General features: G+C 60.0%; 22 protein-coding genes. 10 read left to right on the top strand and 12 right to left on the bottom strand.

Features of this window, described 5'->3' with window-relative positions; all coding sequences use genetic code 11:
• Window positions 1–58 precede the first annotated feature (58 nt).
• Window positions 59–1,375: a GNAT family N-acetyltransferase gene (locus tag FSY45_RS03030; protein ID WP_187427519.1), complete on the bottom strand. Its 1,317-nt coding sequence runs from the start codon at window positions 1,373–1,375 to the stop codon at window positions 59–61.
• Here FSY45_RS03030 and FSY45_RS03025 point away from each other — a divergent pair.
• Window positions 1,374–3,020, top strand: coding sequence for an NAD+ synthase (locus tag FSY45_RS03025; RefSeq protein WP_148747907.1), 1,647 nt, complete (start codon window positions 1,374–1,376; stop codon window positions 3,018–3,020). The genes FSY45_RS03030 and FSY45_RS03025 overlap by 2 nt on opposite strands.
• A 51-nt stretch (window positions 3,021–3,071) precedes the next feature.
• On the top strand, window positions 3,072–3,410 hold the full coding sequence (locus FSY45_RS03020) for a P-II family nitrogen regulator (protein WP_003056652.1): 339 nt from the start codon (window positions 3,072–3,074) through the stop codon (window positions 3,408–3,410).
• Window positions 3,411–3,553: 143 nt separating this feature from the next.
• On the opposite strand, the gene FSY45_RS03015 is transcribed toward FSY45_RS03020, so the two are convergent.
• From FSY45_RS03015 to FSY45_RS03000, 4 genes are all read right to left on the bottom strand, one after another.
• Window positions 3,554–4,147, bottom strand: coding sequence for a TIGR00730 family Rossman fold protein (locus FSY45_RS03015; protein WP_034356985.1), 594 nt, complete (start codon window positions 4,145–4,147; stop codon window positions 3,554–3,556).
• Window positions 4,144–4,542 (bottom strand): diacylglycerol kinase, encoded by a 399-nt coding sequence (locus FSY45_RS03010; RefSeq protein WP_034356988.1) that lies wholly within the window; start codon window positions 4,540–4,542, stop codon window positions 4,144–4,146. Before FSY45_RS03010 ends, FSY45_RS03015 begins: the two co-directional genes overlap by 4 nt.
• A gap of 11 nt (window positions 4,543–4,553) precedes the next feature.
• Window positions 4,554–5,018: an RDD family protein gene (locus tag FSY45_RS03005; RefSeq protein ID WP_003066228.1), complete on the bottom strand. Its 465-nt coding sequence runs from the start codon at window positions 5,016–5,018 to the stop codon at window positions 4,554–4,556.
• A gap of 127 nt (window positions 5,019–5,145) precedes the next feature.
• A complete protein-coding gene (locus FSY45_RS03000; RefSeq protein ID WP_255443178.1) occupies window positions 5,146–5,799 on the bottom strand; it encodes a DUF3106 domain-containing protein in 654 nt (217 codons plus the stop codon).
• On the opposite strand from FSY45_RS03000, the gene FSY45_RS28155 reads away from it, so the two are divergent.
• Window positions 5,798–5,995, top strand: coding sequence for a hypothetical protein (locus tag FSY45_RS28155; RefSeq protein WP_012837807.1), 198 nt, complete (start codon window positions 5,798–5,800; stop codon window positions 5,993–5,995). The genes FSY45_RS03000 and FSY45_RS28155 overlap by 2 nt on opposite strands.
• Here FSY45_RS28155 and FSY45_RS02995 read toward each other — a convergent pair.
• Together FSY45_RS02995 and FSY45_RS02990 are read right to left on the bottom strand one after the other, a co-directional pair.
• Window positions 5,984–6,439, bottom strand: coding sequence for a DUF3619 family protein (locus tag FSY45_RS02995; protein WP_046460695.1), 456 nt, complete (start codon window positions 6,437–6,439; stop codon window positions 5,984–5,986). The two genes, FSY45_RS28155 and FSY45_RS02995, sit on opposite strands and share 12 nt — an antisense overlap.
• Window positions 6,436–7,005, bottom strand: a complete 570-nt coding sequence (locus FSY45_RS02990; protein ID WP_003066234.1) for an RNA polymerase sigma factor — start codon at window positions 7,003–7,005, stop codon at window positions 6,436–6,438. Before FSY45_RS02990 ends, FSY45_RS02995 begins: the two co-directional genes overlap by 4 nt.
• A 265-nt stretch (window positions 7,006–7,270) precedes the next feature.
• On the opposite strand from FSY45_RS02990, the gene FSY45_RS02985 reads away from it, so the two are divergent.
• The 7 genes from FSY45_RS02985 (at window position 7,271) to pbpG (ending at window position 16,737) form a co-directional block, all read left to right on the top strand.
• Window positions 7,271–9,058 carry an acetolactate synthase 3 catalytic subunit gene (locus FSY45_RS02985; RefSeq protein ID WP_046460696.1) on the top strand — a complete coding sequence of 596 codons (1,788 nt, stop codon included), beginning with the start codon at window positions 7,271–7,273 and terminating at the stop codon, window positions 9,056–9,058.
• 154 nt (window positions 9,059–9,212) lie between these two features.
• Window positions 9,213–9,704 (top strand): acetolactate synthase small subunit, encoded by a 492-nt coding sequence (gene ilvN / locus FSY45_RS02980; protein ID WP_003056638.1) that lies wholly within the window; start codon window positions 9,213–9,215, stop codon window positions 9,702–9,704.
• A gap of 73 nt (window positions 9,705–9,777) precedes the next feature.
• Window positions 9,778–10,794, top strand: coding sequence for a ketol-acid reductoisomerase (gene ilvC, locus FSY45_RS02975; RefSeq protein ID WP_003056637.1), 1,017 nt, complete (start codon window positions 9,778–9,780; stop codon window positions 10,792–10,794).
• Between the two features lie 199 nt (window positions 10,795–10,993).
• A complete protein-coding gene (gene pssA / locus FSY45_RS02970) occupies window positions 10,994–11,863 on the top strand; it encodes a CDP-diacylglycerol--serine O-phosphatidyltransferase (protein WP_003056635.1) in 870 nt (289 codons plus the stop codon).
• Between the two features lie 231 nt (window positions 11,864–12,094).
• A complete protein-coding gene (gene leuA, locus FSY45_RS02965) occupies window positions 12,095–13,768 on the top strand; it encodes a 2-isopropylmalate synthase (protein ID WP_003066243.1) in 1,674 nt (557 codons plus the stop codon).
• Window positions 13,769–13,871: 103 nt separating this feature from the next.
• Window positions 13,872–15,410: a 2-isopropylmalate synthase gene (locus tag FSY45_RS02960; RefSeq protein WP_012837810.1), complete on the top strand. Its 1,539-nt coding sequence runs from the start codon at window positions 13,872–13,874 to the stop codon at window positions 15,408–15,410.
• A gap of 112 nt (window positions 15,411–15,522) precedes the next feature.
• Window positions 15,523–16,737, top strand: coding sequence for a D-alanyl-D-alanine endopeptidase (gene pbpG / locus FSY45_RS02955; protein WP_003066246.1), 1,215 nt, complete (start codon window positions 15,523–15,525; stop codon window positions 16,735–16,737).
• Between the two features lie 142 nt (window positions 16,738–16,879).
• Here the strand turns inward: pbpG and FSY45_RS02950 are convergent, their stop codons facing one another.
• From FSY45_RS02950 to earP, 5 genes are all read right to left on the bottom strand, one after another.
• The gene (locus FSY45_RS02950; RefSeq protein ID WP_003066249.1) at window positions 16,880–17,713 is read right to left on the bottom strand and encodes an IclR family transcriptional regulator; all 834 of its coding nucleotides are present in this window, start codon (window positions 17,711–17,713) and stop codon (window positions 16,880–16,882) included.
• 98 nt (window positions 17,714–17,811) lie between these two features.
• Window positions 17,812–18,582: an arginyltransferase gene (locus FSY45_RS02945; protein ID WP_003066251.1), complete on the bottom strand. Its 771-nt coding sequence runs from the start codon at window positions 18,580–18,582 to the stop codon at window positions 17,812–17,814.
• Window positions 18,583–18,610: 28 nt separating this feature from the next.
• The gene (gene aat / locus FSY45_RS02940) at window positions 18,611–19,360 is read right to left on the bottom strand and encodes a leucyl/phenylalanyl-tRNA--protein transferase (protein WP_003066254.1); all 750 of its coding nucleotides are present in this window, start codon (window positions 19,358–19,360) and stop codon (window positions 18,611–18,613) included.
• 169 nt (window positions 19,361–19,529) lie between these two features.
• Window positions 19,530–20,084, bottom strand: a complete 555-nt coding sequence (gene efp / locus FSY45_RS02935) for an elongation factor P (RefSeq protein WP_003056627.1) — start codon at window positions 20,082–20,084, stop codon at window positions 19,530–19,532.
• Window positions 20,085–20,278: 194 nt separating this feature from the next.
• A complete protein-coding gene (gene earP, locus FSY45_RS02930; RefSeq protein WP_148747905.1) occupies window positions 20,279–21,400 on the bottom strand; it encodes an elongation factor P maturation arginine rhamnosyltransferase EarP in 1,122 nt (373 codons plus the stop codon).
• Between the last annotated feature and the right edge of the window lie 2 nt (window positions 21,401–21,402).

Below are 21,402 nucleotides of genomic sequence, written 5' to 3'. Positions count from 1 at the left end.
TGTCTCCTGGAGTCTGAGCTTCAAGGCCGCTGCAAAGCGGCCTTTTTTGTCTCAGCCTTCAGGCCTTGCGCAGCGGACTATGGGATTGCAGCTCTTCCACATATTGAGCCATGCCTTCGCTCTCGCGCTGCAAGAAGCGCTCGATGGCATCGGCAAAAGCGGGATGGGCCACCCAGTGGGCGCTCGGTGTTTCCACGGGCAGCAGCGCGCGGGCCATCTTGTGCTCGCCCTGGGCACCGCCTTCGAAGCGGGTAAAGCCGTTGGCGATGCACCATTCGATGGGCTGGTAGTAGCAGGCTTCGAAATGCAGGCTGTCGACCCGTTCCAGAGCGCCCCAGTAGCGACCATAGGCCGCCTTGTTATTAATAGCTGCTTGCGCTTGTCCATCCTCAAAAAACAAAGGTTTTGATGCTGAAGTCATTGACTGCAAAGCGGTAATAGCTATCAAACTTGAGGCGACAGGTTGTCCGTTGCGCTCGGCGATGAACATCACCCAGTTCTCGGGCATGGCCGAGGCCATGGAGGCAAAGAACTCCGGTGTCAGATACGGCGGGTTGCCATGCTCCAGGTAGGTGCGCTCATAGCAGCGGTAGAAGAAGGACCAGTCCTGCGCACCGATGTCGCTACCCTGCATGGCTTTGAAGCTCACGCCGGCTTCGCGTATCTTGCGTCGCTCCTGGCGGATTTTTTTGCGCTTTTCCTGGTTCAGCGAGCCCAGAAAGTCGTCGAAGTCCTTCCAGCGGGACGGTGCTGTCGCAGTGCCGGCGCAGGTCTGCATGCTGGCGGGCGGCGTGTTCGTCCAGTGAAACTGCACTGTGCTGCGCTGCATCCAGCCGGCTGCGGCGCAGGCAGCAAAATCGTCGGCATCGCCAAACAGCAGGTGCAGCGATGACAGCTGCTGCTCGGCTGCCCAGGCCTGGACGGCATGCACCAGCGCCACGCGCAGCGCCTGGCTGCGTGCCAGCAGGCGGGAGCCTGGCACGGGCGTGAAGGGGACGGCCAGCAATCCCTTGGGGTAGTAAGGCAGGCCATGCTGCTGATAGGCGCGCGCCCAGGCCCAGTCAAACACATATTCGCCGTAGGAGTGGGTCTTGATATAGAGGGGGCAGGCCGCCAGCAGCTCATCGCCGTCCCAGACGGTGATGACCCGGGCGATCCAGCCGGTATCGGGCGTGGCGCTGCCGCTTTGTTCCATGGCTGCCAGGTATTCGTGGCGCATGAAGGGCGTGGGCGTGGATTGAGAGGCCAGCAGCACATTCCAGGTTTGTGCGTCCAGCTGCTGCACGCTGGCAAGCACGCGAGTGATAATCTTGTTTTCGGCCATGCCCTGATTGTCGCGGGGGCTGGTGGCCTCACCGCCTAGCTTGCTTTTCATGACGCTTTCCATTTGCTGTGCCCAACGCAATTTTGTTGTGGGAGACCTCTCTGGCAATGTCCAGAAAATCATCGCCGCTGCTGCTGAAGCTTATGCCAACGGTGCCCGCCTGCTGCTCACGCCCGAGCTTGCCCTGTGTGGCTACGCGGCTGAGGACCTGTATCTGCGTCCGGCATTTTTGGAAGCCTGCGATGCGGCCCTGCAGCAGTTGCAGCAAGCCAGTACCCAATGGCCGGGGCTGGCTCTGGTCATCGGTCACCCGCAGCGCGATGAGCAAGGTGAGAAACTGTTCAACGCTGCCAGCGTGCTGCGCGATGGTCAGCAGATTGCGCGCTATTTCAAGCAACTGCTGCCCAACTTTGGCGTGTTCGACGAACAGCGCTACTTTGCGGCCGGTGAGAAAAGCTGTGTCTTCGAGCTGGACGGCATCCAGATCGGACTGCTGATTTGCGAAGACGCCTGGCATGCCGGCCCTGCGCGGGCGGCCGTGGCCGCAGGCGCCCAGTTGCTGGCCGTCATCAATGCCTCGCCGTTCCATAGCGGCAAACCCCTGGAGCGCGAGGCGGTGATTGCGCAGCGCGCCATGGAAAACGCGGTTCCCCTGGTCTATGCCCATCTGGTGGGCGGCCAGGACGAGGTCGTGTTCGACGGCTGCTCGTTTGCGGTGGACGCCAGCGGTCAGGTGTCGGCTCGCGCGGCAGCTTTCGAGGAAGAGCTGCCCATGGTTGCCGCGCAGCTGGTGGATGGATGCGTGACGCTGATGGGGCAAGTCAAGCCCCAGCTGAACCACCACCATGCGCTTTGGTCGGCGCTGGTGCTGTCCGTGCGCGACTATGTGGGCAAGAACCGTTTTCCGGGCGCACTCATCGGCCTGTCGGGCGGTATGGACTCGGCCCTGGTACTGGCCATTGCCGTGGATGCTCTAGGCGCAGACAAGGTGCGCACGGTAATGATGCCTTCGCCCTATACGGCCGATATCAGCTGGCTGGATGCGCGCGAAATGTCCGAGCGCGTGGGCGTGCAGCACGAAGAGATCGATATCGCGCCGCAGTTCGAAGCCTTCAAGGCCGCGCTGGCTGGCACTTTTGCCGGACGCGCCGAAGACACGACCGAGGAAAACCTGCAAGCCCGTATTCGCGGCACCCTGCTGATGGCCATGAGCAACAAGTTTGGCTCCATCGTGCTGACCACGGGCAACAAGAGCGAGATGTCCACCGGCTACTGCACGCTGTACGGCGACATGGCCGGCGGTTTTGCCGTCATCAAGGATGTGTTCAAGACCGAGGTGTTTGCGCTGGCACGCTGGCGCAATGCCAACGATCCCTTCGGCACGGGGCTCGATCCCATTCCCGAGCGCATCATCACGCGTCCGCCCAGCGCCGAGCTGCGCCCCGATCAGAAGGATCAGGACAGCCTGCCGGACTACGAGGTGCTGGATGCCATCGTGGCCCGTTACATGGAAAACAACGAGAGCATAAGCTCCATCGTCGCCGAGGGTTTTGCGCCTGCGGATGTGGAGCGGGTCACGCGTCTGATACAAATCAACGAGTACAAGCGTCGCCAGGCGCCAGTCGGTCCACGTCTGACAATGCGCAGCTTTGGCAAGGACTGGCGCTACCCCATTACCAATAAATTTCGCGCCTGAGGTTCTGCCTCCGGTGTTTTGCCGATTTCAATCAATTGAGGAACCAGCCCCATGAAAATGATTACCGCCGTCATCAAGCCCTTCAAGCTCGAGGAAGTGCGCGAGGCCCTGGCCGAGTGTGGGGTGAATGGTCTGACCGTGACCGAAGTCAAGGGTTTTGGCCGCCAGAAAGGCCATACCGAGCTCTATCGTGGCGCGGAGTATGTGGTGGATTTTCTGCCCAAGGTGAAGATCGAAGTCGTGGTGCGAGATGAAGACGTGGACCGCTGCGTGGATGCTGTCGTCAACGTCGCGCGCACCGGCAAGATTGGTGACGGCAAGATCTTCATCACCCCCGTGGAGCGCGTGGTGCGCATCCGTACGGGTGAGCTGGACGACACGGCTGTCTAAGTCGCCATGTCGCGCCCCAGTCATGCGCCCCAGGCAAAAAGCCAGACCTTGAGTCTGGCTTTTTTCATGGTCTGGGGCCGGGTGTGCGCACTGTCGGCAGCGCTACGGGTCGACGGATGACGCCCTGCAGTGTTTTTCAGGGCTCAGATTACCGAGCGCAGAGGCGGTGTATCCAGCTGGCTGCCGGCATTCTGGACGAGATTTTGCAGCAGGGCCGAGGTGTCGCTGCTGCTTTCGACCAGGCCCATCTGCCACTCGCCCATGAAGCCGTTGCCCACGCAGGACTGAAGAAACTGCAGCATGGCGTCGTAATAGCCATCCACATTGAGAATGCCGACGGGCTTGTCGTGGTAGCCCAGCTGTCGCCAGGTCCAGACTTCGAACAGCTCCTCAAACGTGCCGATGCCGCCGGGCAGGGCCACGAAGGCATCGCTGCGCTCGGCCATCATGGCCTTGCGTTCGTGCATGTTCTTGACGATGTGCAGTTCGTCGCAGGCCTGGTTGGCCAGCTCCTTGTCGACCAGTGCCTGAGGGATGATGCCGACGACACGGCCGCCAGCTTGTTGCGTGGCTTCGGCCACCACGCCCATCAGGCCGCTGCGTCCACCGCCATAGACCAGCTGGCCGCCGCGCGAGCCTATCCATTGGCCCACTGCCTTGGCGACTTCGGTGAATTGAGGGTTGGTGCCGGGGCGTGAGCCGCAGTACACGCAAATGGAAAAAGCGGGTTGAGTCATACGATGAAACGGTGATAAAGAGCGGCAGCCCAGACGGCTCCGCAAAGGCACAGGGCCAGAAATACAGCAGCGCTGCCCATGTCCTTGGCTTTCTTGGACAGCTCGTGCCATTCGGGCCCAATACGGTCTATGGCTGCCTCTATGCCGGTATTGAGCAATTCCACAATGAGCACCAGGATGACGGTGCCGGCCAGCAGCGCTGTCTGCTCCCAGCTCTGGCCCAGCCAGAGCGCCAGAGGAATCATGACGGCAGCACAGATTGCTTCTTGCTGGAATGCTTTTTCATGCCAGCCGGCCTTGAGGCCAGCCAGTGAGTAGCCGCCGGCATGCAGCACCCGGGACAGTCCGGTACGGCTTTTTTGCGGGTTGACGGGGTCGGGTGAGGAGGTACTCATGGAGGGGCGGGTTAGCGGATGCGTTTGGGAGTTGGGGCCTGATGCACCAGCTGGGTGCCGGCCCAGGCGTCGTGCCAGAACTGCTTTCTGGGGTGAAAGCGGCTCAGCAGCGCCCAGATCAGAATCCAGCCCATGAGCAGCACCAGAACCTCCAGTGGCGGCAGGCCCAGCGGGTAGAGCAGGGCCAGCGGTGGCAGCCACCACATCCAGCTGGCTGCATAGCGCAGCAGGGCGCGGGTTTGCGTCAGGGGGCGGCCTTGGGTATCGACCACGCGGATATGCCAGGTCTTCATGGCCAGCGTCTGGCCTTTGCTCCAGAACCAGACAAAGTAAATCCCCAGCACCACCAGCATGAAGGCCTGCAGCAGATGCCGATTGTCGAGTGCATTGCGCGTCTGCGACAGCGTGCCGAACAAATAGCCGGCGATGAACACCACGCCAAACAAAAGCATGCCTTCATAAAGCCAGCAAGCCATACGGCGACGCAGGCTTGGTGCTATGAAGTCAGGAGTCGATGAGGCTGCCGGCCGGGTGTCTTGCTGCATGAGGGCATTGTAGGGCTCAGGTCAGCGGGCTTGGCGCTCGGTTGTCGCACCGACACTGTCATTGGTGCGCGTCTTGACCTGGCGCATCCAGCGGAGGCAGGGTGATTGGGGTGGCGCGAGGAATGTCCACGGGAGCCGTCTCCACAATCACCGAGGGCGTACGAATGGGGTGTGTCTCCACCATGGCTGGTGTTGCGGGCACGGGCGGTGGTGGGTGATGAATGGTTGCGGGTGGAATCTTGGGCAGATTGGGCACCGTATTGGGGGAGGCCGTGGCAGCAGGAATGCGCGCCAGCTTCTTGGACGGCACAGGCTTGATGGCCGGTGCGGCGCTTACCACCTTGGGAGTGGCGCGGGCGGCCAGCAGTCGCTTTTCTTCATCGCTCAGAGCCTGGTAGGCCTCCCACTGGGCCTGCTTGTCAGTCGCGAGCTTGTTGGTAATGGCGAAATTCAGCCGGGCCTGGTTGCGCTGGGCGGCACTCAGGCCGGACCATGCTTCCATGCGGTCATGAAGCTTTTGCTGTTCGCGCTCGCTGAGTTTGTCAAAGCCATCCGCCAGGGCAATCCAGCGGCGCTTCTGTACCGAGCCGATCATGGCCCAGCGCTCTTGCAGCGGCAGCAGAATCTCGCGCTGGTGGCTACTGAGTTCGCCCCAGCGTGGGCCCGAGGCCTGTGCTGAGGCTCTTTGGCGCGTGGACGGGTCTGCATGCATGGATCTGGATGCAGCTACCGTGGCGGGGGGCACGGAGCTGGGCGCCAGCCTGACTTGCTGTACGACATTCCATCCTGTCCAGCTCAAGGCCACCAACAACAGCGCCGCTATGATGGCGGCGGTGTTGTCGGGTTTCAGGAGGGAGCGCTTCTCAGTGGGCATCAAGGCAGAGGTGGCAGGCTGTTTAGTGTTCTGATGGGGTGGCTGCCGAGGTCTTGAGGTACTGGATGAAACCAGGGTCAGAGTAGGCAGCAGGGGGCAGATCATCGGTCAGCAAGGCGGTATCGACCTCGGTGACTTCGCTTAGCATACTTTGTTCGGTGTCGGAGTTGTAGATTACCAGGCCCGCAATGAGTGCAAAAACGGGGATGGCCGAGACCAGAGTGCGCCACCAGCCGCTACCCTCGTCGGGGTTGCCCAGTGTCAGGGTGCTGCCCTGGGCAGATGTTGCAGTACTGGTCTGAACGCGCAGCACAGCCGCTTCGCGGCGACGTACAGACACGGCTTGCTCGCGGGAGGCGCGCAGGCGTTCGGTGATTTCGTAAGGGAGCAAGGCTTCGCCCTCGCTCAGTCGGGCAGTGATTTGACGGGCGATGCGGTCGGCGGTCTGTTCTTGCCGGAGGGTGGGCGCGGATTTCATAACTCGATTCCTTTGGCCTTGAGTGCCTTGCTCAATGTTTGAATGGCGCGGAAGCAATGGGTTTTGACGCTGCCTTCAGAGCAACCCATGGCGGCAGCAGTCTCTGCGACATCCATCTCTTCCCAGTAACGCATGAGAAAGGCCTCGCGTTGACGCGCAGGCAGCTCCTGTATCTCTTTTTCTATGCTTTGCAGCGTCTGCTTGCGTTCGGTCAGGCTCTCGGCGTTGCTGGCGGCGGATTCGTCGCTGTTGGTGGCATAGGTTTCCAGCCAGTCGAAGTCGCTGTCCCCGTCTACGGAAGACTCCAGGTCGCTGAAGTGAGTGAAAACGGCTTTCTGGGTCTTCTGGCGGCGAAACCAGTCCAGCGTGCTGTTCGACAGAATGCGCTGGAACAGCATGGGCAGTTCATTGACCGGTTTGTCCCCATAGTGCTGGGCCAGTTTGAGCATGCTGTCCTGCACGATATCCAGGGCGGCCTCCTCGTCGCGGACATGGAAAACGCTGCGTTTGAAGGCGCGCTTTTCAACGTCTTTGAGGAATGCAGACAGTTCTTGTTCTGTGGCCAAGAGAGAGTAACCCTGGAGAAAGCGGGAGTTAGGTAGTGGCGAAAGCGACCGATTATCGCATCCGATGATGTTTTTTTGTGTACTGCATTTGAAGGTCTTGTTGCAGTGCGATAATGATCTTCAACTTAAAGAAGCAAACGGATCACGGTCCGGCGTACACACAAACGTCCATGGCATGTGGTCTTAAGTCCTAAACCGGCCTCACAAGGGCTTCAGGCTAAGGGCACCGAAGGTTTTTCGTTAGAGAAATTCACAAAGGTTGATCATGGAAATCTCCAAAGCCGAGCTGGCCTCTGCAGCCGCTGCATCGTCCCCCAAGGGCGCCCAGGAATTGATGGGCTCCGAAATCCTCATCAAGTCTCTTCAGGCTGAAGGTGTCAAGCACCTGTGGGGTTACCCTGGCGGGGCAGTTCTCTATATTTACGACGCGCTCTACAAGCAGGACAGCATTCAGCATGTGCTGGTGCGCCACGAGCAGGCGGCCGTGCATGCAGCCGACGGTTTTGCGCGTGCCACCGGTGAAGTGGGCGTGGCGCTGGTGACATCCGGCCCCGGTCTGACCAATGCGGTGACGGGCATTGCCACCGCCTATACCGACTCCATCCCCATGGTGGTGATCGCGGGACAGACATCGACCAATTACATCGGTACCGACGCATTTCAAGAGTGCGATACCGTGGGCATCACTCGTCCCATCGTCAAGCACAACTTCCTGGTCAAGGATGTGCGCGAGCTGGCCGAGACCATGAAAAAGGCTTTCCACATCGCCCGCACCGGCCGTCCCGGCCCCGTGGTGGTGGATATTCCCAAGGACGTGTCCTTCAAGAAGGCGCTGTACACGGGCTATCCTGAAAAAGTGGAAATGCGCTCGTACAACCCTGTCAAAAAGGGACATGCGGGCCAGATCCGCAAGGCTCTGCAGCTGCTGCTGACGGCCAAGCGCCCCTACATCTATACCGGCGGCGGCGTGCTGCTGGGCAATGCCTGCAACGAACTGCGTCAACTGGTGGACATGCTGGGCTACCCGGTCACGAATACGCTGATGGGCCTGGGCGCCTACCCGGCCAGTGACCGGAAGTTCCTGGGCATGCTGGGGATGCACGGCACCATCGAAGCCAACAATGCCATGCAGAACTGCGATGTGCTGCTGGCCGTGGGTGCGCGCTTTGACGATCGCGTGATCGGCAATCCCAAGCATTTCATGTCGGTGGAGCGCAAGATCATCCATATCGACATCGATCCTTCCTCCATCTCCAAGCGCGTGAAGGTGGATGTGCCCATCGTGGGCGATGTCAAGGACGTGCTCAATGAGCTGATCGCCATGCTGCGCGAGTCTGCACAGCGCCCCGATGAGGCAGCTCTGGGCCAATGGTGGAACACCATCGAAGGCTGGCGCAGCCGCGACTGCCTGAGCTACGACAAGTCCAACACCGAAGTCATCAAGCCTCAGTACGTGGTCGACACACTGTGGAACATGACCAAGGATGCCGACGCCTACATCACCTCCGATGTGGGTCAGCACCAGATGTGGGCTGCCCAGTATTACCGCTTTGATGAACCCCGTCGCTGGATCAACTCTGGCGGTCTGGGCACCATGGGTGTGGGCCTGCCTTACGCCATGGGCATCAAGTTGGCCAAGCCGGACTCCGAAGTCTTCTGCATCACGGGCGAAGGCTCGATCCAGATGAATATCCAGGAACTGGCCACCTGCAAGCAGTACAACACCCCGGTGGTCATCTGTGCGCTGAACAACCGCTTCCTGGGCATGGTGCGCCAGTGGCAGGAAATTGAATACTCGGGTCGCTACTCGAGCAGCTATATGGATTCGCTGCCCGACTTCGTGAAGCTGGCCGAGGCCTTTGGCCATCGTGGCCTGCTGATCGAAAAGCCTGCCGATGTCGAGGCTGCGCTGCGCGAGGCGCGCCGTATCGTGCGCGAGGAAAGCAAGACGGTTTTCCTGGACTTCCGCACCGATCCGACCGAGAACGTGTTCCCCATGGTGCAAGCCGGCCGTGGCATCACGGAAATGCTGCTGGGCGCCGACGATCTGTGATGCCGGGTAGCCGGTTTTGAAAGAAATCGGCTTCAAGCACTTACATATCAAGCACAAGCAGCTATATTTTAAATAGCGTTTTGACGAATCTATTGTCCGCCGAGCCTGGCACTTACCGGTGTCAGGGGAGGGCGGCGAAAAGAGGAATCTCCCAATGAAACACATTATTGCCGTGCTGCTCGAGAACGAGCCTGGAGCACTGTCGCGCGTCGTGGGCCTGTTTTCCGCCCGTGGCTACAACATCGAATCCCTGACTGTCGCACCGACCGAGGATCCCTCGCTGTCGCGCATGACCATCCTGACCACGGGCTCGGACGATGTGATTGAGCAAATCACAAAGCACCTGAACCGACTGATTGAAGTGGTTAAAGTGGTGGACCTGACCGAAGGTGCCTACACCGAGCGCGAGCTAATGATGGTCAAGGTGCGTGCCGTGGGCAAGGAACGCGAGGAAATGAAGCGCATGGCGGACATCTTCCGCGGCCGCATCATCGACGTGACCGAGAAGAGCTACACCGTGGAGCTGACCGGCGACCAGTCCAAGAACGACGCCTTCCTGCAAGCCATTGATCGCACTGCCATCCTTGAGACCGTTCGCACAGGCGCCTCGGGTATTGGTCGTGGCGAACGCATTCTGCGTGTCTAATGGCTGCGTTGCACCACTTTTGAATCTGAACAAACCTTTTTAACCCCCTCAAGATAAGAGACCTGGAGCCATCATGAAAGTTTTCTACGACAAGGACTGTGACCTGAGCCTGATCAAGGGCAAGACTGTTGCCATCATCGGCTACGGCAGCCAAGGCCACGCACATGCTCAAAACCTGAACGACAGCGGCGTGAAGGTTGTGGTCGGTCTGCGCAAGGGCGGCTCTTCCTGGGACAAGGTCGGCAAGGCCGGTCTGACCGTGATGGAAGTGAACGACGCGGTGAAGGCTGCCGACGTGGTCATGATCCTGCTGCCCGACGAGAACATCCCCGAGGTGTACAAGAACAACGTCGAGCCCAACATCAAGTCCGGCGCTACCCTGGCTTTCGCTCACGGCTTCAACGTGCACTACAACCAGGTCGTGCCCCGCGCCGATCTGGACGTGATCATGGTCGCCCCCAAGGGCCCCGGCCACACCGTGCGCTCCGAATACCTGAAGGGCGGCGGCGTGCCTTCCCTGATCGCCATCTACCAGGACAAGTCCGGCAAGGCCCGTGACGTGGCCCTGTCCTATGCTTCCGCCAACGGCGGCGGCAAGGGCGGCATCATCGAGACCAACTTCAAGGAAGAAACCGAGACCGACCTGTTCGGTGAGCAGGCCGTGCTGTGCGGCGGTGCCGTGGAGCTGGTGAAGATGGGCTTCGAGACTCTGACCGAAGCTGGCTACGCTCCTGAAATGGCTTACTTCGAGTGCCTGCACGAGTTGAAGCTGATCGTTGACCTGATGTATGAAGGCGGCATCGCCAACATGAACTACTCCATCTCCAACAACGCGGAGTATGGCGAGTACGTGACCGGCCCCGAAGTCATCAACGAAGAATCCCGCAAGGCCATGCGCAACGCCCTCAAGCGCATCCAGAGCGGTGAATACGCCAAGATGTTCATCAGCGAAGGTCGTCTGAACTATCCTTCGATGACTGCCCGTCGTCGTCAGAACGCCGACCATGCCATCGAGCAAGTGGGCGGCCAGCTGCGCTCCATGATGCCCTGGATCTCCAAGAACAAGCTGGTCGACCAGACCCGCAACTAATGCAGGCAGGTCATTCGGCGCGAGCCGGATGACTGCGCTTGGGCAAGAGGCCACCTTCGAGGTGGCCTTTTTTCATTCCGGAGGCGATCTGTGTGGCGGGTACACTGGTGGCAGGGACATGGCCATGATGGCCATGCTTGAAATACTATCGTTTTAATAGCTGCATGCAATTGACATGCAAGCACTGGAGGTCTGTTTGATGCAAAACAGCAATGATTCTGCCGATCTGAGTGGAATGCCGCGCAAGCCGCGCAAAGGCATTTATGTGCTGCCCAATCTGTTCACGCTGGCAGCGCTGTTTGGCGGTTTCTACGCCATCGTCATGGCCATGAACAACAAGTTCGAACTGGCGGCCGTGGGCGTTTTCTGCGCCATGGTGCTCGACAGCCTGGACGGTCGCGTGGCGCGCATGACGCACACGCAAAGCGCGTTCGGTGAGCAGATGGACTCGCTCTCCGACATGGTGTCCTTCGGTGCCGCGCCCGCGCTGATTGCTTATGAATGGGCTTTGCGTCCCCTGGGGCGCTGGGGCTGGATTGCCGCCTTTGTGTATTGCGCCTGCGCCGCATTGCGCCTGGCGCGTTTCAACGTGAATACGGCCGTGGTGGACAAGCGCTATTTTCAGGGCATGCCTTCGCCTGCGGCTGCGGCCCTGGTTGCGGGCTTTATCTGGCTGACCAGTGCGCTGATGGTTTCCCATCGTGATGTACCCATCTTCGGCGATGTGATTTCCTGGTTTGGCGGCTATCCCACGGACAGGGCCGATCTGTCCTGGATCATGTTCGCCATCACGCTGTTCGCAGGTCTGACCATGGTCACCAATATTCCCTATTACAGCTTCAAGGACATCGGCGGCGCCAAGAGCATGCCGTTCGTCTCGCTGGTGGTGGTAGCCCTGCTGATGGCCGTGGTCAGCATCGAGCCTGCAACCATGCTGTTTCTGGTGTTTGTCGGCTACTCGGTCTCGGGCTATGTGATCTATGTCTGGCGCCGTGCCAAGGGTGAGCAGGTCAGCATTGTGGCGACCTCCAAGGACGAGCCCGATGAGCGTGGTCTGCACGACGATTGAAGTGCTGCCCCAAAAAATCCTGGCCCTGTCAACTTTTCTTGTGTTAAAGTGACCCGCATGCAAAACCTGTCGCTAGCTCTACTACTAATGTCCAACGGGCAGAGAAAGTAGCGCGCGCGTACAAACACACCCTACTTGGCGGCCCGTAGCATCAGCGACGGGCCGTTTTTGCTTTTGGGCGTCGCTGGAGCTGGGTTCAATTTCCTCTAATTTCGACTAAAGAGACTCACCATGTTGCAAAACCCTTCCACCAAATACCGCGCTTTCGCCCCCGTGCGTCTGACCGATCGCACCTGGCCCGACGCGGTCATCACCAAGCCTCCGGTCTGGTGCAGCGTGGATCTGCGTGACGGCAACCAGGCCCTGATCGAGCCCATGGACATCGAGCGCAAGGTGCGCATGTTCGAGCAACTGGTGAAGATCGGTTTCAAGGAAATCGAAGTCGGCTTTCCTTCGGCCTCGCAGATCGAGTTCGACTTCATGCGCAAGCTCATCGAGGAAAACCGCATTCCCGACGACGTGACCGTGCAGGTGCTGACCCAGGCGCGTGAGCATCTGATTCGTCGCACCTTCGAAGCGCTCGAAGGCGTGCCCCGCGCCATCGTCCATCTCTACAACGCCACGGCTCCCGTGATGCGCCGTGTGGTGCTGAATATGAGTGAAGACGAGATCGTTGAGCTGGCGGTGACCAATGCCCAGATGTTCAAAGACATCGCGGCCCAGCACCCCAACACCAAATGGACCTTCCAGTACTCGCCCGAAATGTATTCGGACACCGAGCTGGAGTTCTCCAAGCGCGTGATAGACGCCGTCACCGACGTCTGGCAGCCCACGCCCGAGAACAAGTGCATCATCAACCTGCCCACCACCGTGGAGCATTCCACGCCCAATATCTTTGCCGACATGGTGGAGTGGACGCATCGCAACATCAAGCGCCGTGACAGCGTGGTGATCTCGGTCCACCCTCATAACGACCGCGGCACGGGAACGGCAGCAGCGGAGTTGTCCCTGATGGCTGGCGCGGACCGCCTGGAAGGCTGTCTGTTCGGCAACGGCGAGCGCACCGGCAATCTGGACGTGGTGAATGTGGCGCTCAATATGTATATCCAGGGCGTGAACCCCGGTCTGGATTTCTCCGACATCGACGATATCCGCGCAACGGTTGAGCATTGCAACCAGTTGCCCGTGCATCCTCGTCATCCTTACGTGGGTGACTTGGTCTACACCTCCTTCTCCGGCTCCCACCAGGACGCCATCAAGAAGGCTTTCGCCGCCCACAAGGAAGGCGATATCTGGGATATGCCTTATCTGCCCATCGATCCCAAGGACCTGGGTCGCAGCTATGAGGCAGTGATTCGCGTGAACAGCCAGTCGGGCAAGGGTGGTATTGCCTATCTGCTCGAGAGCGAATATGGGCTTCAGCTGCCTCGTCGCCTGCAGATCGAGTTCAGCCAGGTCGTGCAGCGCGAGATGGATGCCAGCGGCAAGGAATTGTCGGCTGCGGATCTGTGGGAGCTGTTCCAGCGCGAATATGGGGTTAACACTGTCAAGCCGCCTCAATATCGCCTGAGCGAGGCAGATGGCGTGGTCAATATGACTTCCCACATCGAGATCGCCGGAGAAAAGTATTTTTTGGAAGGCGAAGGTACGGGCCCCATTGATGCCTTCGTGCAGGCGCTGTCGGCTAACGTCGGTCGCAATGTGCGCGTGCTCAACTATGCCGAGCATGCGATTGGCGAGGGAGCGAATGCCAAGGCGATTGCCTATGTGGAGCTGCGTGTGGATGACGCTCAGGTCTGCTATGGCGTCGGGGTCGATGCCAATATCGTTTCTGCCTCGTTGCGGGCCATCATCTCGGGAGTGCAGCGCGTCCCTGCTGTCGCCGAAGAGGCGGTAGCCGCATAAAAGGTTCAAAGCCGGTGCCGCCAAAAGCGCACCGGCTTTTTTGTCGGCAATCCTCCAGTCAAAACAGGCGTCTACCGGCGCCATTACATAGAGAGTCCCCACCATGTCCGATCAGCTCATTATTTTCGATACCACCTTGCGTGACGGCGAGCAGTCGCCCGGCGCCTCCATGACGCGCGATGAAAAGCTGCGCATTGCACGCCAGCTGGAGCGCCTCAAGGTCGATGTGATCGAGGCAGGGTTTGCCGCAGCATCCAATGGCGACTTCGAGTCCATCCAGACCATTGCGCGTGCCATCAAAGACTCCACGGTCTGCTCGCTCTCACGCGCCAACGACCGCGACATCGCGCGTGCGGCCGAGTCCTTGAAGGGGGCCAACCGCGCTCGCATTCACACTTTCATCGCCACCAGTCCGCTGCACATGGAGAAAAAGCTGCGCATGACACCCGAGCAGGTGCTGGAGCAGGCCAAGCAGGCGGTGCGCTTCGGGCGCAATCTCATCGAAGACATCGAATTCAGCGCGGAGGACGGCTATCGCAGCGAACCCGATTTTCTGGCGCGCGTGATCGAGGCCGTCATCAAGGAAGGTGCAACCACCATCAACGTGCCCGACACCGTGGGTTATGCGATTCCCGAGCTCTATGGCGAGTTCATTCGCAACTTGCGCGAGCGCGTTCCCAACAGCGATAAGGCCGTCTGGTCCGTGCATTGCCACAACGACCTGGGCATGGCGGTTGCCAATTCGCTGGCGGGCGTGAAGATCGGCGGCGCGCGCCAGATCGAATGCACCATCAACGGGCTGGGCGAGCGTGCAGGTAACTGCTCACTTGAAGAAGTGGTCATGGCCATCAAGACGCGCAAGGACTACTTTGGTCTCGACGTGAATATCGATACCCAGCATATCGTGGCCGCCAGCCGCCTGGTCAGTCAGACCACGGGCTTTGTGGTGCAGCCCAACAAGGCGGTGGTGGGAGCCAATGCCTTTGCCCATGCCTCCGGCATTCATCAGGATGGCGTGCTCAAGGCGCGTGACACCTACGAAATCATGCGTGCCGAGGATGTGGGCTGGGCGGCCAACAAGATCGTGCTGGGCAAGCTCAGTGGTCGCAACGCCTTCAAGCAGCGTCTGCAGGAGCTGGGGGTGGAACTGGACAGCGAAGCTGCCATCAACCAAGCCTTCACGCGCTTCAAGGAACTCGCGGATCGCAAGAGCGAAATCTTTGACGAGGACATTCTGGCGCTGGTGAATGCCGAAGGCGCGGAGCACCAGGACAATCAGTTCCAGTTCATTTCGCTGGCCCAGCAGAGTGAAACAGGTGAGCGCCCACATGCAAGCGTGGTCTTCAGCAATGCAGGCCGGGAAATCAAGGCCAGCTCCGAGGGCAATGGTCCGGTCGATGCCTCGTTCAAGGCCATCGAGTCCGAAGTCAAGAGCGGTGCCGAGATGGTGCTGTATTCCGTCAATGCCATCAGCGGCTCAACCGAGAGTCAGGGCGAGGTGACGGTGCGCCTGCAGCGCAGCGGTCGCATCGTCAACGGAGTGGGTGCTGACCCCGATATTGTGGTCGCATCGGCCAAGGCATATCTGAGCGCTTTGAACAAATTGCATAGCAATCAGGAAGTTGTTGCAGCACAAGGTTGACTGCTGGATTTATAATTTCACTCAGATTATCGAGAAGGTTGTGTAAGTGCTTGTCACTGCACAACTTTTTTGATTGAATTAAATCCTTACACCTTGTTGTCTGGAGTATCGCATGCAGCTGCTGCGTCCATTTCGCCTTGCAAAACTCACCCAGGTGGTGTCTTTGGCTCTGTTGAGCTGCGCTCTGGCTGCTCCGGCAGCGCATGCGGCGACGCCCAAAAAAGACTCCAAAAAGCCCGTGGCTGCTGCAGCTTCGGCTAAGAAAGCGGCCAAGGAGCCGGCTGGCAAGGTTCGTGCCGCAGCGCAGCCCAAAAGCGCAAAGGTCGCCAAAGGCAAGCCGGAAAAGGCAGATGCCAAGCTTGCAAGCAAGAAGGGCGGAAAGACAGCTCTAGCGGCCAAGGCCGAAAGAGAAGAGAAGACCGGCGGCAAGAAGCGTCTGGCCAGGGCGGGAGCCACCGGTGCTGCGGTTGCGGCGGCAGCAGCTGCCACGGCGGTCGAGCCCGCACGCCTGTCCTATGGGCAGATGGCGGGTCTTCATTCCGTCTCGGATCCCCTGGATCTGCAAAGCAGCGTGGCTTATGTGATTGACCAGGACACACATGAGGTGCTGCTGAGCAAGAACGATCAGGCAGTGCTGCCGATTGCCTCGCTGACCAAGCTGATGACCGGTCTGCTGATTTCTCAGGCCCGCCTGCCCATGGATGAGATGATCACCATCACGCAGGACGATGTGGATACCGAAAAGCACAGCAGCTCCCGCCTGCGTGTCGGGACCACCTTGACGCGTGCCGAGATGATGCACCTGGCGCTGATGTCCAGCGAGAACCGTGCTGCCCATGCCCTGGGACGCACTTATCCCGGCGGTCTGGCGCAGTTTGTGCAACTGATGAACTCCAAGGCGCTGCAACTGGGCATGAAGGACACGCGCTATGTGGAGCCCACCGGCCTGTCCAGCAGCAACCAGTCCAGCGCACGCGATCTGGCGCGCTTGGTGGCGGTGGCTCATGCCGATCCGCTGATGCGCGAGTACTCCACATCGCCTGGCTATGAAGTGGCCGTCGGTCGCCGCACGCTGCAGTTCAACAACACCAACCGTCTGGTCAAGAGCGACAACTGGGATATCGGCCTGCAAAAGACCGGCTATATCTCCGAAGCCGGACGCTGCCTTGTGATGCAGGCCCATGTGGCCGGGCGCAAGCTGATCATGGTGTTCCTGGATTCCGCAGGCAAGTTCAGCCGCCTGGCAGATGCCGAGCGAGTGCGCCATTGGATGGAAAGCAAGGGCCCCACGGCCAGCAACACGATTGCCAGCCGTATCCGCGGTTGAGCCTGGCGAGAGGGCCAGGCCCGTCAGCAAAAAATGCGCTACCTCGGTAGCGCTTTTTTATTGGATCAATACCTGAAATGGCCTTCCCAGCCCTTTTGCGGATTGCGAGATGAACTCGCTCCTGTCATTGGAGCGAAGAGATTCAGCCGTGCTGGCTGCGGCTATAGGGGTTGGCCGGTGCTTGAGCCGGCGCAGGGCGTGTGCCGCTGAAACCCAGCGCCACGGAAATTTCCTGCACCGTGGCCTGCAATCTGGGGGCCCAGCTCTCGTCAAGGCGGTCTGCGGGGGCAGAGATGGACAGGCCCGCAATCAGCTTGCTCTGGTCGTCGTAAATGCCGGCTGCCATGCAACGCACGCCCAATTCCAGCTCTTCGTTGTCGCGGGCAATGCCGTATTGGCGTACCTTGGCCAGCTCATGTTCGAGGTCACCCAGCTGGGTGATGCTGAAATGGGTCTTGCCGGGCAGGCCGGTGCGCATGGCGTAGGCGCGCACCTGCTGGGAGTCATCGGCCGCCAGAAACAGCTTGCCGTTGGAGGTCAAGTGCAAAGGCGCGTGGCCACCAATGGCGCGTACCACCTGCATGCCCGAGCGCTCGCTGTAGGCGCGTTCCACATAGACAATCTCGTCGCCCTGGCGCACGGACAGGCTGATGGGTTGCTGAATCTGCTTGTAAAGCTGACGCATGGGGGTCAGCGCCACTTCACGTACGTTCAGCCGGGCCTTGACCAGGTTGCCCAGTTCCAGAAAGCGCATGCCCAGGCGGTAGCTGCCCGATTCGGGGCGATCCACAAAGCGGCCCAGTGCAAGGTCATTGAGTATGCGGTGCGTGGTCGATGGATGCAGGCCCGTGCGTTCGCTGATCTCCTTCAAAGAAACCGCTTCCTCACGCGATGCCAGCACGTCGATCAACGTGAACATGCGTTCCAGAACCTGGACGCTGGGCTTTGCGGAGGCCGATAGGTCGTCTTTTTTCATGCGTTGGAGATACTTTGCGGGATGAGGGCATTCTAGCGGTGCTGCAGCCGTGCAGCCATGTCATCCGCTCATATATCCATGTGCTGCTTTTTGCAGCGTCACTCTTCAATTTGCGAGCGCACAATGCTCTGCCTGTCTACGCGCTGCCATAGCTCGCCCTGGCGAATCTCATGTGGTAGAAAGCTGGCCTTGTAGCGCATCTTCTGGCTCTCGGAGATCCAGTAACCAAGATAGACATAAGGCAGGTTCATGGCTTTCGCCTGCTGGATTTGCCAAAGCACATTGAAGGTGCCGTAGCTGGCGTGGTCTTCCGGGTCGTAGAAGGTGTAGACCGCCGACAGCCCGTCCTCCAGTACGTCCAGAATGGAGAGCATCTTGAGTGTGCCGGGCTGACCGTCTGCGCCCGGCTCGCGGAACTCGACCAATCGGGAGTTGACCCGGCTTTGCAGCAGAAACTGCGTGTACTGGTCCACGCTGTCGTTGTCCATGCCGCCACCGCTATGGCGGTGCTGCTGGTAGCGTAGGTAGAGCTGGTAGTGCTCGTCGGAGTAGTGCAGGCGCTGAATGGAGGCGACAAGTTGCCCATGCTGTTTTGCAGCGCGCCGCTGGCTGCGGCTGGGGCGAAACTCCTGGGCCAGAATTCGCAGGGGAACGCAGGCCTTGCAGCCATCGCAATAGGGGCGATAGGTGAACATGCCGCTGCGCCTGAAGCCCAGCGTGACCAGTTCCGAATAGGTGGTGTTCTGAATCAGGTGACTGGGTGTGGCGACCTGAGAACGTGCCAGCCGGCCCGGCAGATAGCTGCAGGGATAGGCTGCCGTGGCATAAAACTGCAGGGCATGTAGCGGGAGGTCGTTCGGGTGCGTCATGATCGGACTCGGCTGCAGATGCGGTGCGTCAAGCCTCAGTATGGCTTAGCAACTGTTCCCAGTATATGGGGCTGAATTGCCACTGCATATCGGGCAGCTGGGCCTGGGCTTGAACGGTCCGGGCGAACTGCGCTCTTGTGACTTCTCGAGCGCCCATGAAAGACAGATGTGCTGTGGCCTGCTGGCAGTCGATCTGCGGCACCTGATGAGCCCTGCACAGGGCCACCAGCGCCGACAGTGCAATCTTGGATGCATCGGTCTGCAGTGCGAACATGGATTCGCCAAAAACCGCTCTGCCCAGTGCCACGCAGTAAAGGCCGCCGACCAGCTGGCCGTCGATCCAGGTTTCCACGCTGTGTGCAGCGCCCTGCTGATGCAGCTCGGTATAGGCATCGACGATGCTTTGCACAATCCACGTACCGTTCTGTCCATCGCGCGGGGTCTGGGCGCAATGCTGCATCACCGTGGCAAAAGCGCTGTCGATGCGAATTTCACAGCGCGGATCATTGCGAAATTTCTGCAGTCTTTTGCGCAGGCTGCGGTGCAGGCGGAATTCCTCGGGATGCAGGGCCATGCGCGGGTTGGGGGACCACCAGAGAACCGGCTGTCCCTCGCTGAACCACGGGAAAATGCCTTGGCTGTAAGCAGTGCGAAGACGTGCTGCATCCAGCGTATTGCCGGCGGCCAGCAGCCCGGGAATGGGGTCCCGCTCGCCCCAGGTCTGATCGATGGGGGGGAATTCTTGTTCGGGCTGCAGCCAGGGCAGGGAGTGCGTCATTGGCAGTGGGAGTGGATGGACTGCCCTTAGTCTTGCACAGACTGAAGCGGTTTTGAGTGTCGCGGCAGACGAAGGGGCTGGCGTAATCCCGCTGTCGGAGGCGGAAATGAAAAAAGGCTTCCTGAAGGAAGCCTTTTGCCGGGAAGCAGCTGCGGCAGCTGCGGCCACATTACACGCGCTTGCGGTATTCGCCGGTGCGGGTGTCGATTTCGATCTTGTCTTCCTGGGACACGAACAGGGGCACGGCCACTTCGAAGCCGGTAGCGATCTTGGCGGGCTTCAGAACCTTGCCGGAGGTATCGCCCTTGACGGCGGGCTCGGTCCAGGTGATTTCGCGCACGATGGTGGTGGGCAGTTCGACGGAGATGGCCTTGCCGTCGTAGAACACCACTTCGGCAGTCATGCCGTCTTCCAGGTAGTTCAGTGCGTCAGCCATGTTTTCAGCTTCGACTTCGTACTGGTTGAACTCTTCGTCCATCCACACGTACATGGGGTCGGCGAAGTAGGAGTAGGTGCAATCCTTCTTGTCCAGGATCACGTTGTCGATCTTGTCGTCGGCCTTGAACACGTTTTCCGTGCCGAAGTTGCCGATCAGGCTCTTGAGCTTCATGCGCACGGTAGCAGCGCCACGGCCGCCACGAGCGTATTCGGTCTTCAGAACGATCATGGGGTCCTTGCCGAACATGATCACATTGCCTGCGCGGATTTCTTGAGCGATTTTCATGGCTTGCTTGCGTTTGAAAGGTTGGAGCCGCTCTACACGGCAGGCAAGCTGTTCGCAATGGTCGCTGGAGAAAGCAACGCATCAAAGGTGCGGCGGCGGGGCCTGCCGCATGTACCGCGGCGGGGCGCGACCCCGAAAGCAAGATCGCTCGGCATACCGGCTGCGACTGCCCTCAGAGAGGCAAAACGTGGATTTTAGCTTTTTTCGGCGACAAAAGCTTGAAGCTGCGCAATCAGTTCGGTTTGTTCCATCAATCTGGCTCGCGCGGCCCTGATGCAGCAGGCCCATTCATCAAGCATTTCGCGTGTGAGCAAAGGCAATGTTTGCGGTGCGGTCATGCCGTTCCAGGTGTGGTGAAAGCGCCTGAGGCTGTCCGGAGCCTGGAGCCAGTCGAGAAAGGCATTCAGCTTGTCGTGGTGGGCGTTGTCATGCTGAGGGTAGATCTGCCAGACCATGGGTTGGCCGGCCCAGAGCGCACGTACCAGGGAATCTTCGCCACGCACCAGATTCAGGTCGCAGGCCCAGAGCATTTCGTCGAACCGGGCCTGAGGGCGGGCTGGCAGATAGACCGGCTGCATCTGCTGCGCTTCGGGCAGCGCCTGCACGGCAGTCGTGGCGCGTCCCGGGGTCACCAGCAGCCTGACATTGAGCGCCTGCTTGTCCGAGAGCTGCGCGAGCAACTGGGGCAGGGCTGCAGGCTCGTAGCAAAACAGCGAGACGGCACATTCGCCAGGCTGAATGCCTTCTGCGCGGCGCCATGATTCGCGCTGCGCCATGAAGGTCTGCTGGCGCTGTGCCAGGTTCTGCTCGTACACCAGCGAGCCGGTGGCTGCCGTGAAGCCGGGATAGAAGAACCAGCGTGTCAGCCCTGAGGCGGGGCCGCTCATGATGCGTGAGGGCAGGCGATGGCAGCGCTCCACATAGTCTTCGGCCGAGAGATATTCAAGATTGATCCAGACCGCAGGCTTGCTCTTCGACGCCTTGTCTGCAATGGCGCTCACGAATGCCGCGGGAATCTCGCAGCCGAATGCCTCGATGACCACATCGCCAATCGACGCCGGAACGTCTGCGGCTTGCGCGGGCCAGGCATGCACGCTCAAGCCCGGCGGCCAGGGCTGAGGTGCCATCCATTGCAGGGCGCTGGCATCGTCCATCCACAGGCGTACTTGCTGGCCGCGTGCGGCGAGTTCTGCGGCCGTGCGCCAGCACACTCCCACGTCGCCAAAATTGTCTATGACCTGGCAGAAGATGTCCCAGCACAGCGACGGATGGAGCGCGCCGGGGGCGGGCAGAGGCATTGGTGAAAAATCAGGCATGG

Source organism: Comamonas sp. Z1, assembly GCF_008121555.1.
Lineage (GTDB): Bacteria > Pseudomonadota > Gammaproteobacteria > Burkholderiales > Burkholderiaceae_C > Comamonas > Comamonas thiooxydans.
This window is presented reverse-complemented; position numbering and strand designations above follow the sequence as displayed.

Excerpts from the sequence above, each read along its gene's own strand:
- aat (WP_003066254.1), bottom strand. The coding sequence starts at position 19,360 with ATGACGCACTCCCTGCCCTGGCTGCAGCCCGAACAAGAATTCCCCCCC.
- ilvC (WP_003056637.1), top strand. The coding sequence starts at position 9,778 with ATGAAAGTTTTCTACGACAAGGACTGTGACCTGAGCCTGATCAAGGGC.
- FSY45_RS02985 (WP_046460696.1), top strand. The coding sequence starts at position 7,271 with ATGGAAATCTCCAAAGCCGAGCTGGCCTCTGCAGCCGCTGCATCGTCC.
- FSY45_RS03000 (WP_255443178.1), bottom strand. The coding sequence starts at position 5,799 with ATGCATGCAGACCCGTCCACGCGCCAAAGAGCCTCAGCACAGGCCTCG.
- pssA (WP_003056635.1), top strand. The coding sequence starts at position 10,994 with ATGCAAAACAGCAATGATTCTGCCGATCTGAGTGGAATGCCGCGCAAG.
- FSY45_RS02995 (WP_046460695.1), bottom strand. The coding sequence starts at position 6,439 with ATGAAATCCGCGCCCACCCTCCGGCAAGAACAGACCGCCGACCGCATC.
- FSY45_RS03005 (WP_003066228.1), bottom strand. The coding sequence starts at position 5,018 with ATGGCTTGCTGGCTTTATGAAGGCATGCTTTTGTTTGGCGTGGTGTTC.
- ilvN (WP_003056638.1), top strand. The coding sequence starts at position 9,213 with ATGAAACACATTATTGCCGTGCTGCTCGAGAACGAGCCTGGAGCACTG.
- FSY45_RS02945 (WP_003066251.1), bottom strand. The coding sequence starts at position 18,582 with ATGACGCACCCGAACGACCTCCCGCTACATGCCCTGCAGTTTTATGCC.
- FSY45_RS03025 (WP_148747907.1), top strand. The coding sequence starts at position 1,374 with ATGACGCTTTCCATTTGCTGTGCCCAACGCAATTTTGTTGTGGGAGAC.
- FSY45_RS03020 (WP_003056652.1), top strand. The coding sequence starts at position 3,072 with ATGAAAATGATTACCGCCGTCATCAAGCCCTTCAAGCTCGAGGAAGTG.
- FSY45_RS03030 (WP_187427519.1), bottom strand. The coding sequence starts at position 1,375 with ATGAAAAGCAAGCTAGGCGGTGAGGCCACCAGCCCCCGCGACAATCAG.
- FSY45_RS03015 (WP_034356985.1), bottom strand. The coding sequence starts at position 4,147 with ATGACTCAACCCGCTTTTTCCATTTGCGTGTACTGCGGCTCACGCCCC.
- leuA (WP_003066243.1), top strand. The coding sequence starts at position 12,095 with ATGTTGCAAAACCCTTCCACCAAATACCGCGCTTTCGCCCCCGTGCGT.
- FSY45_RS03010 (WP_034356988.1), bottom strand. The coding sequence starts at position 4,542 with ATGAGTACCTCCTCACCCGACCCCGTCAACCCGCAAAAAAGCCGTACC.
- FSY45_RS28155 (WP_012837807.1), top strand. The coding sequence starts at position 5,798 with ATGGATCTGGATGCAGCTACCGTGGCGGGGGGCACGGAGCTGGGCGCC.
- pbpG (WP_003066246.1), top strand. The coding sequence starts at position 15,523 with ATGCAGCTGCTGCGTCCATTTCGCCTTGCAAAACTCACCCAGGTGGTG.
- earP (WP_148747905.1), bottom strand. The coding sequence starts at position 21,400 with ATGCCTGATTTTTCACCAATGCCTCTGCCCGCCCCCGGCGCGCTCCAT.
- efp (WP_003056627.1), bottom strand. The coding sequence starts at position 20,084 with ATGAAAATCGCTCAAGAAATCCGCGCAGGCAATGTGATCATGTTCGGC.
- FSY45_RS02950 (WP_003066249.1), bottom strand. The coding sequence starts at position 17,713 with ATGAAAAAAGACGACCTATCGGCCTCCGCAAAGCCCAGCGTCCAGGTT.
- FSY45_RS02960 (WP_012837810.1), top strand. The coding sequence starts at position 13,872 with ATGTCCGATCAGCTCATTATTTTCGATACCACCTTGCGTGACGGCGAG.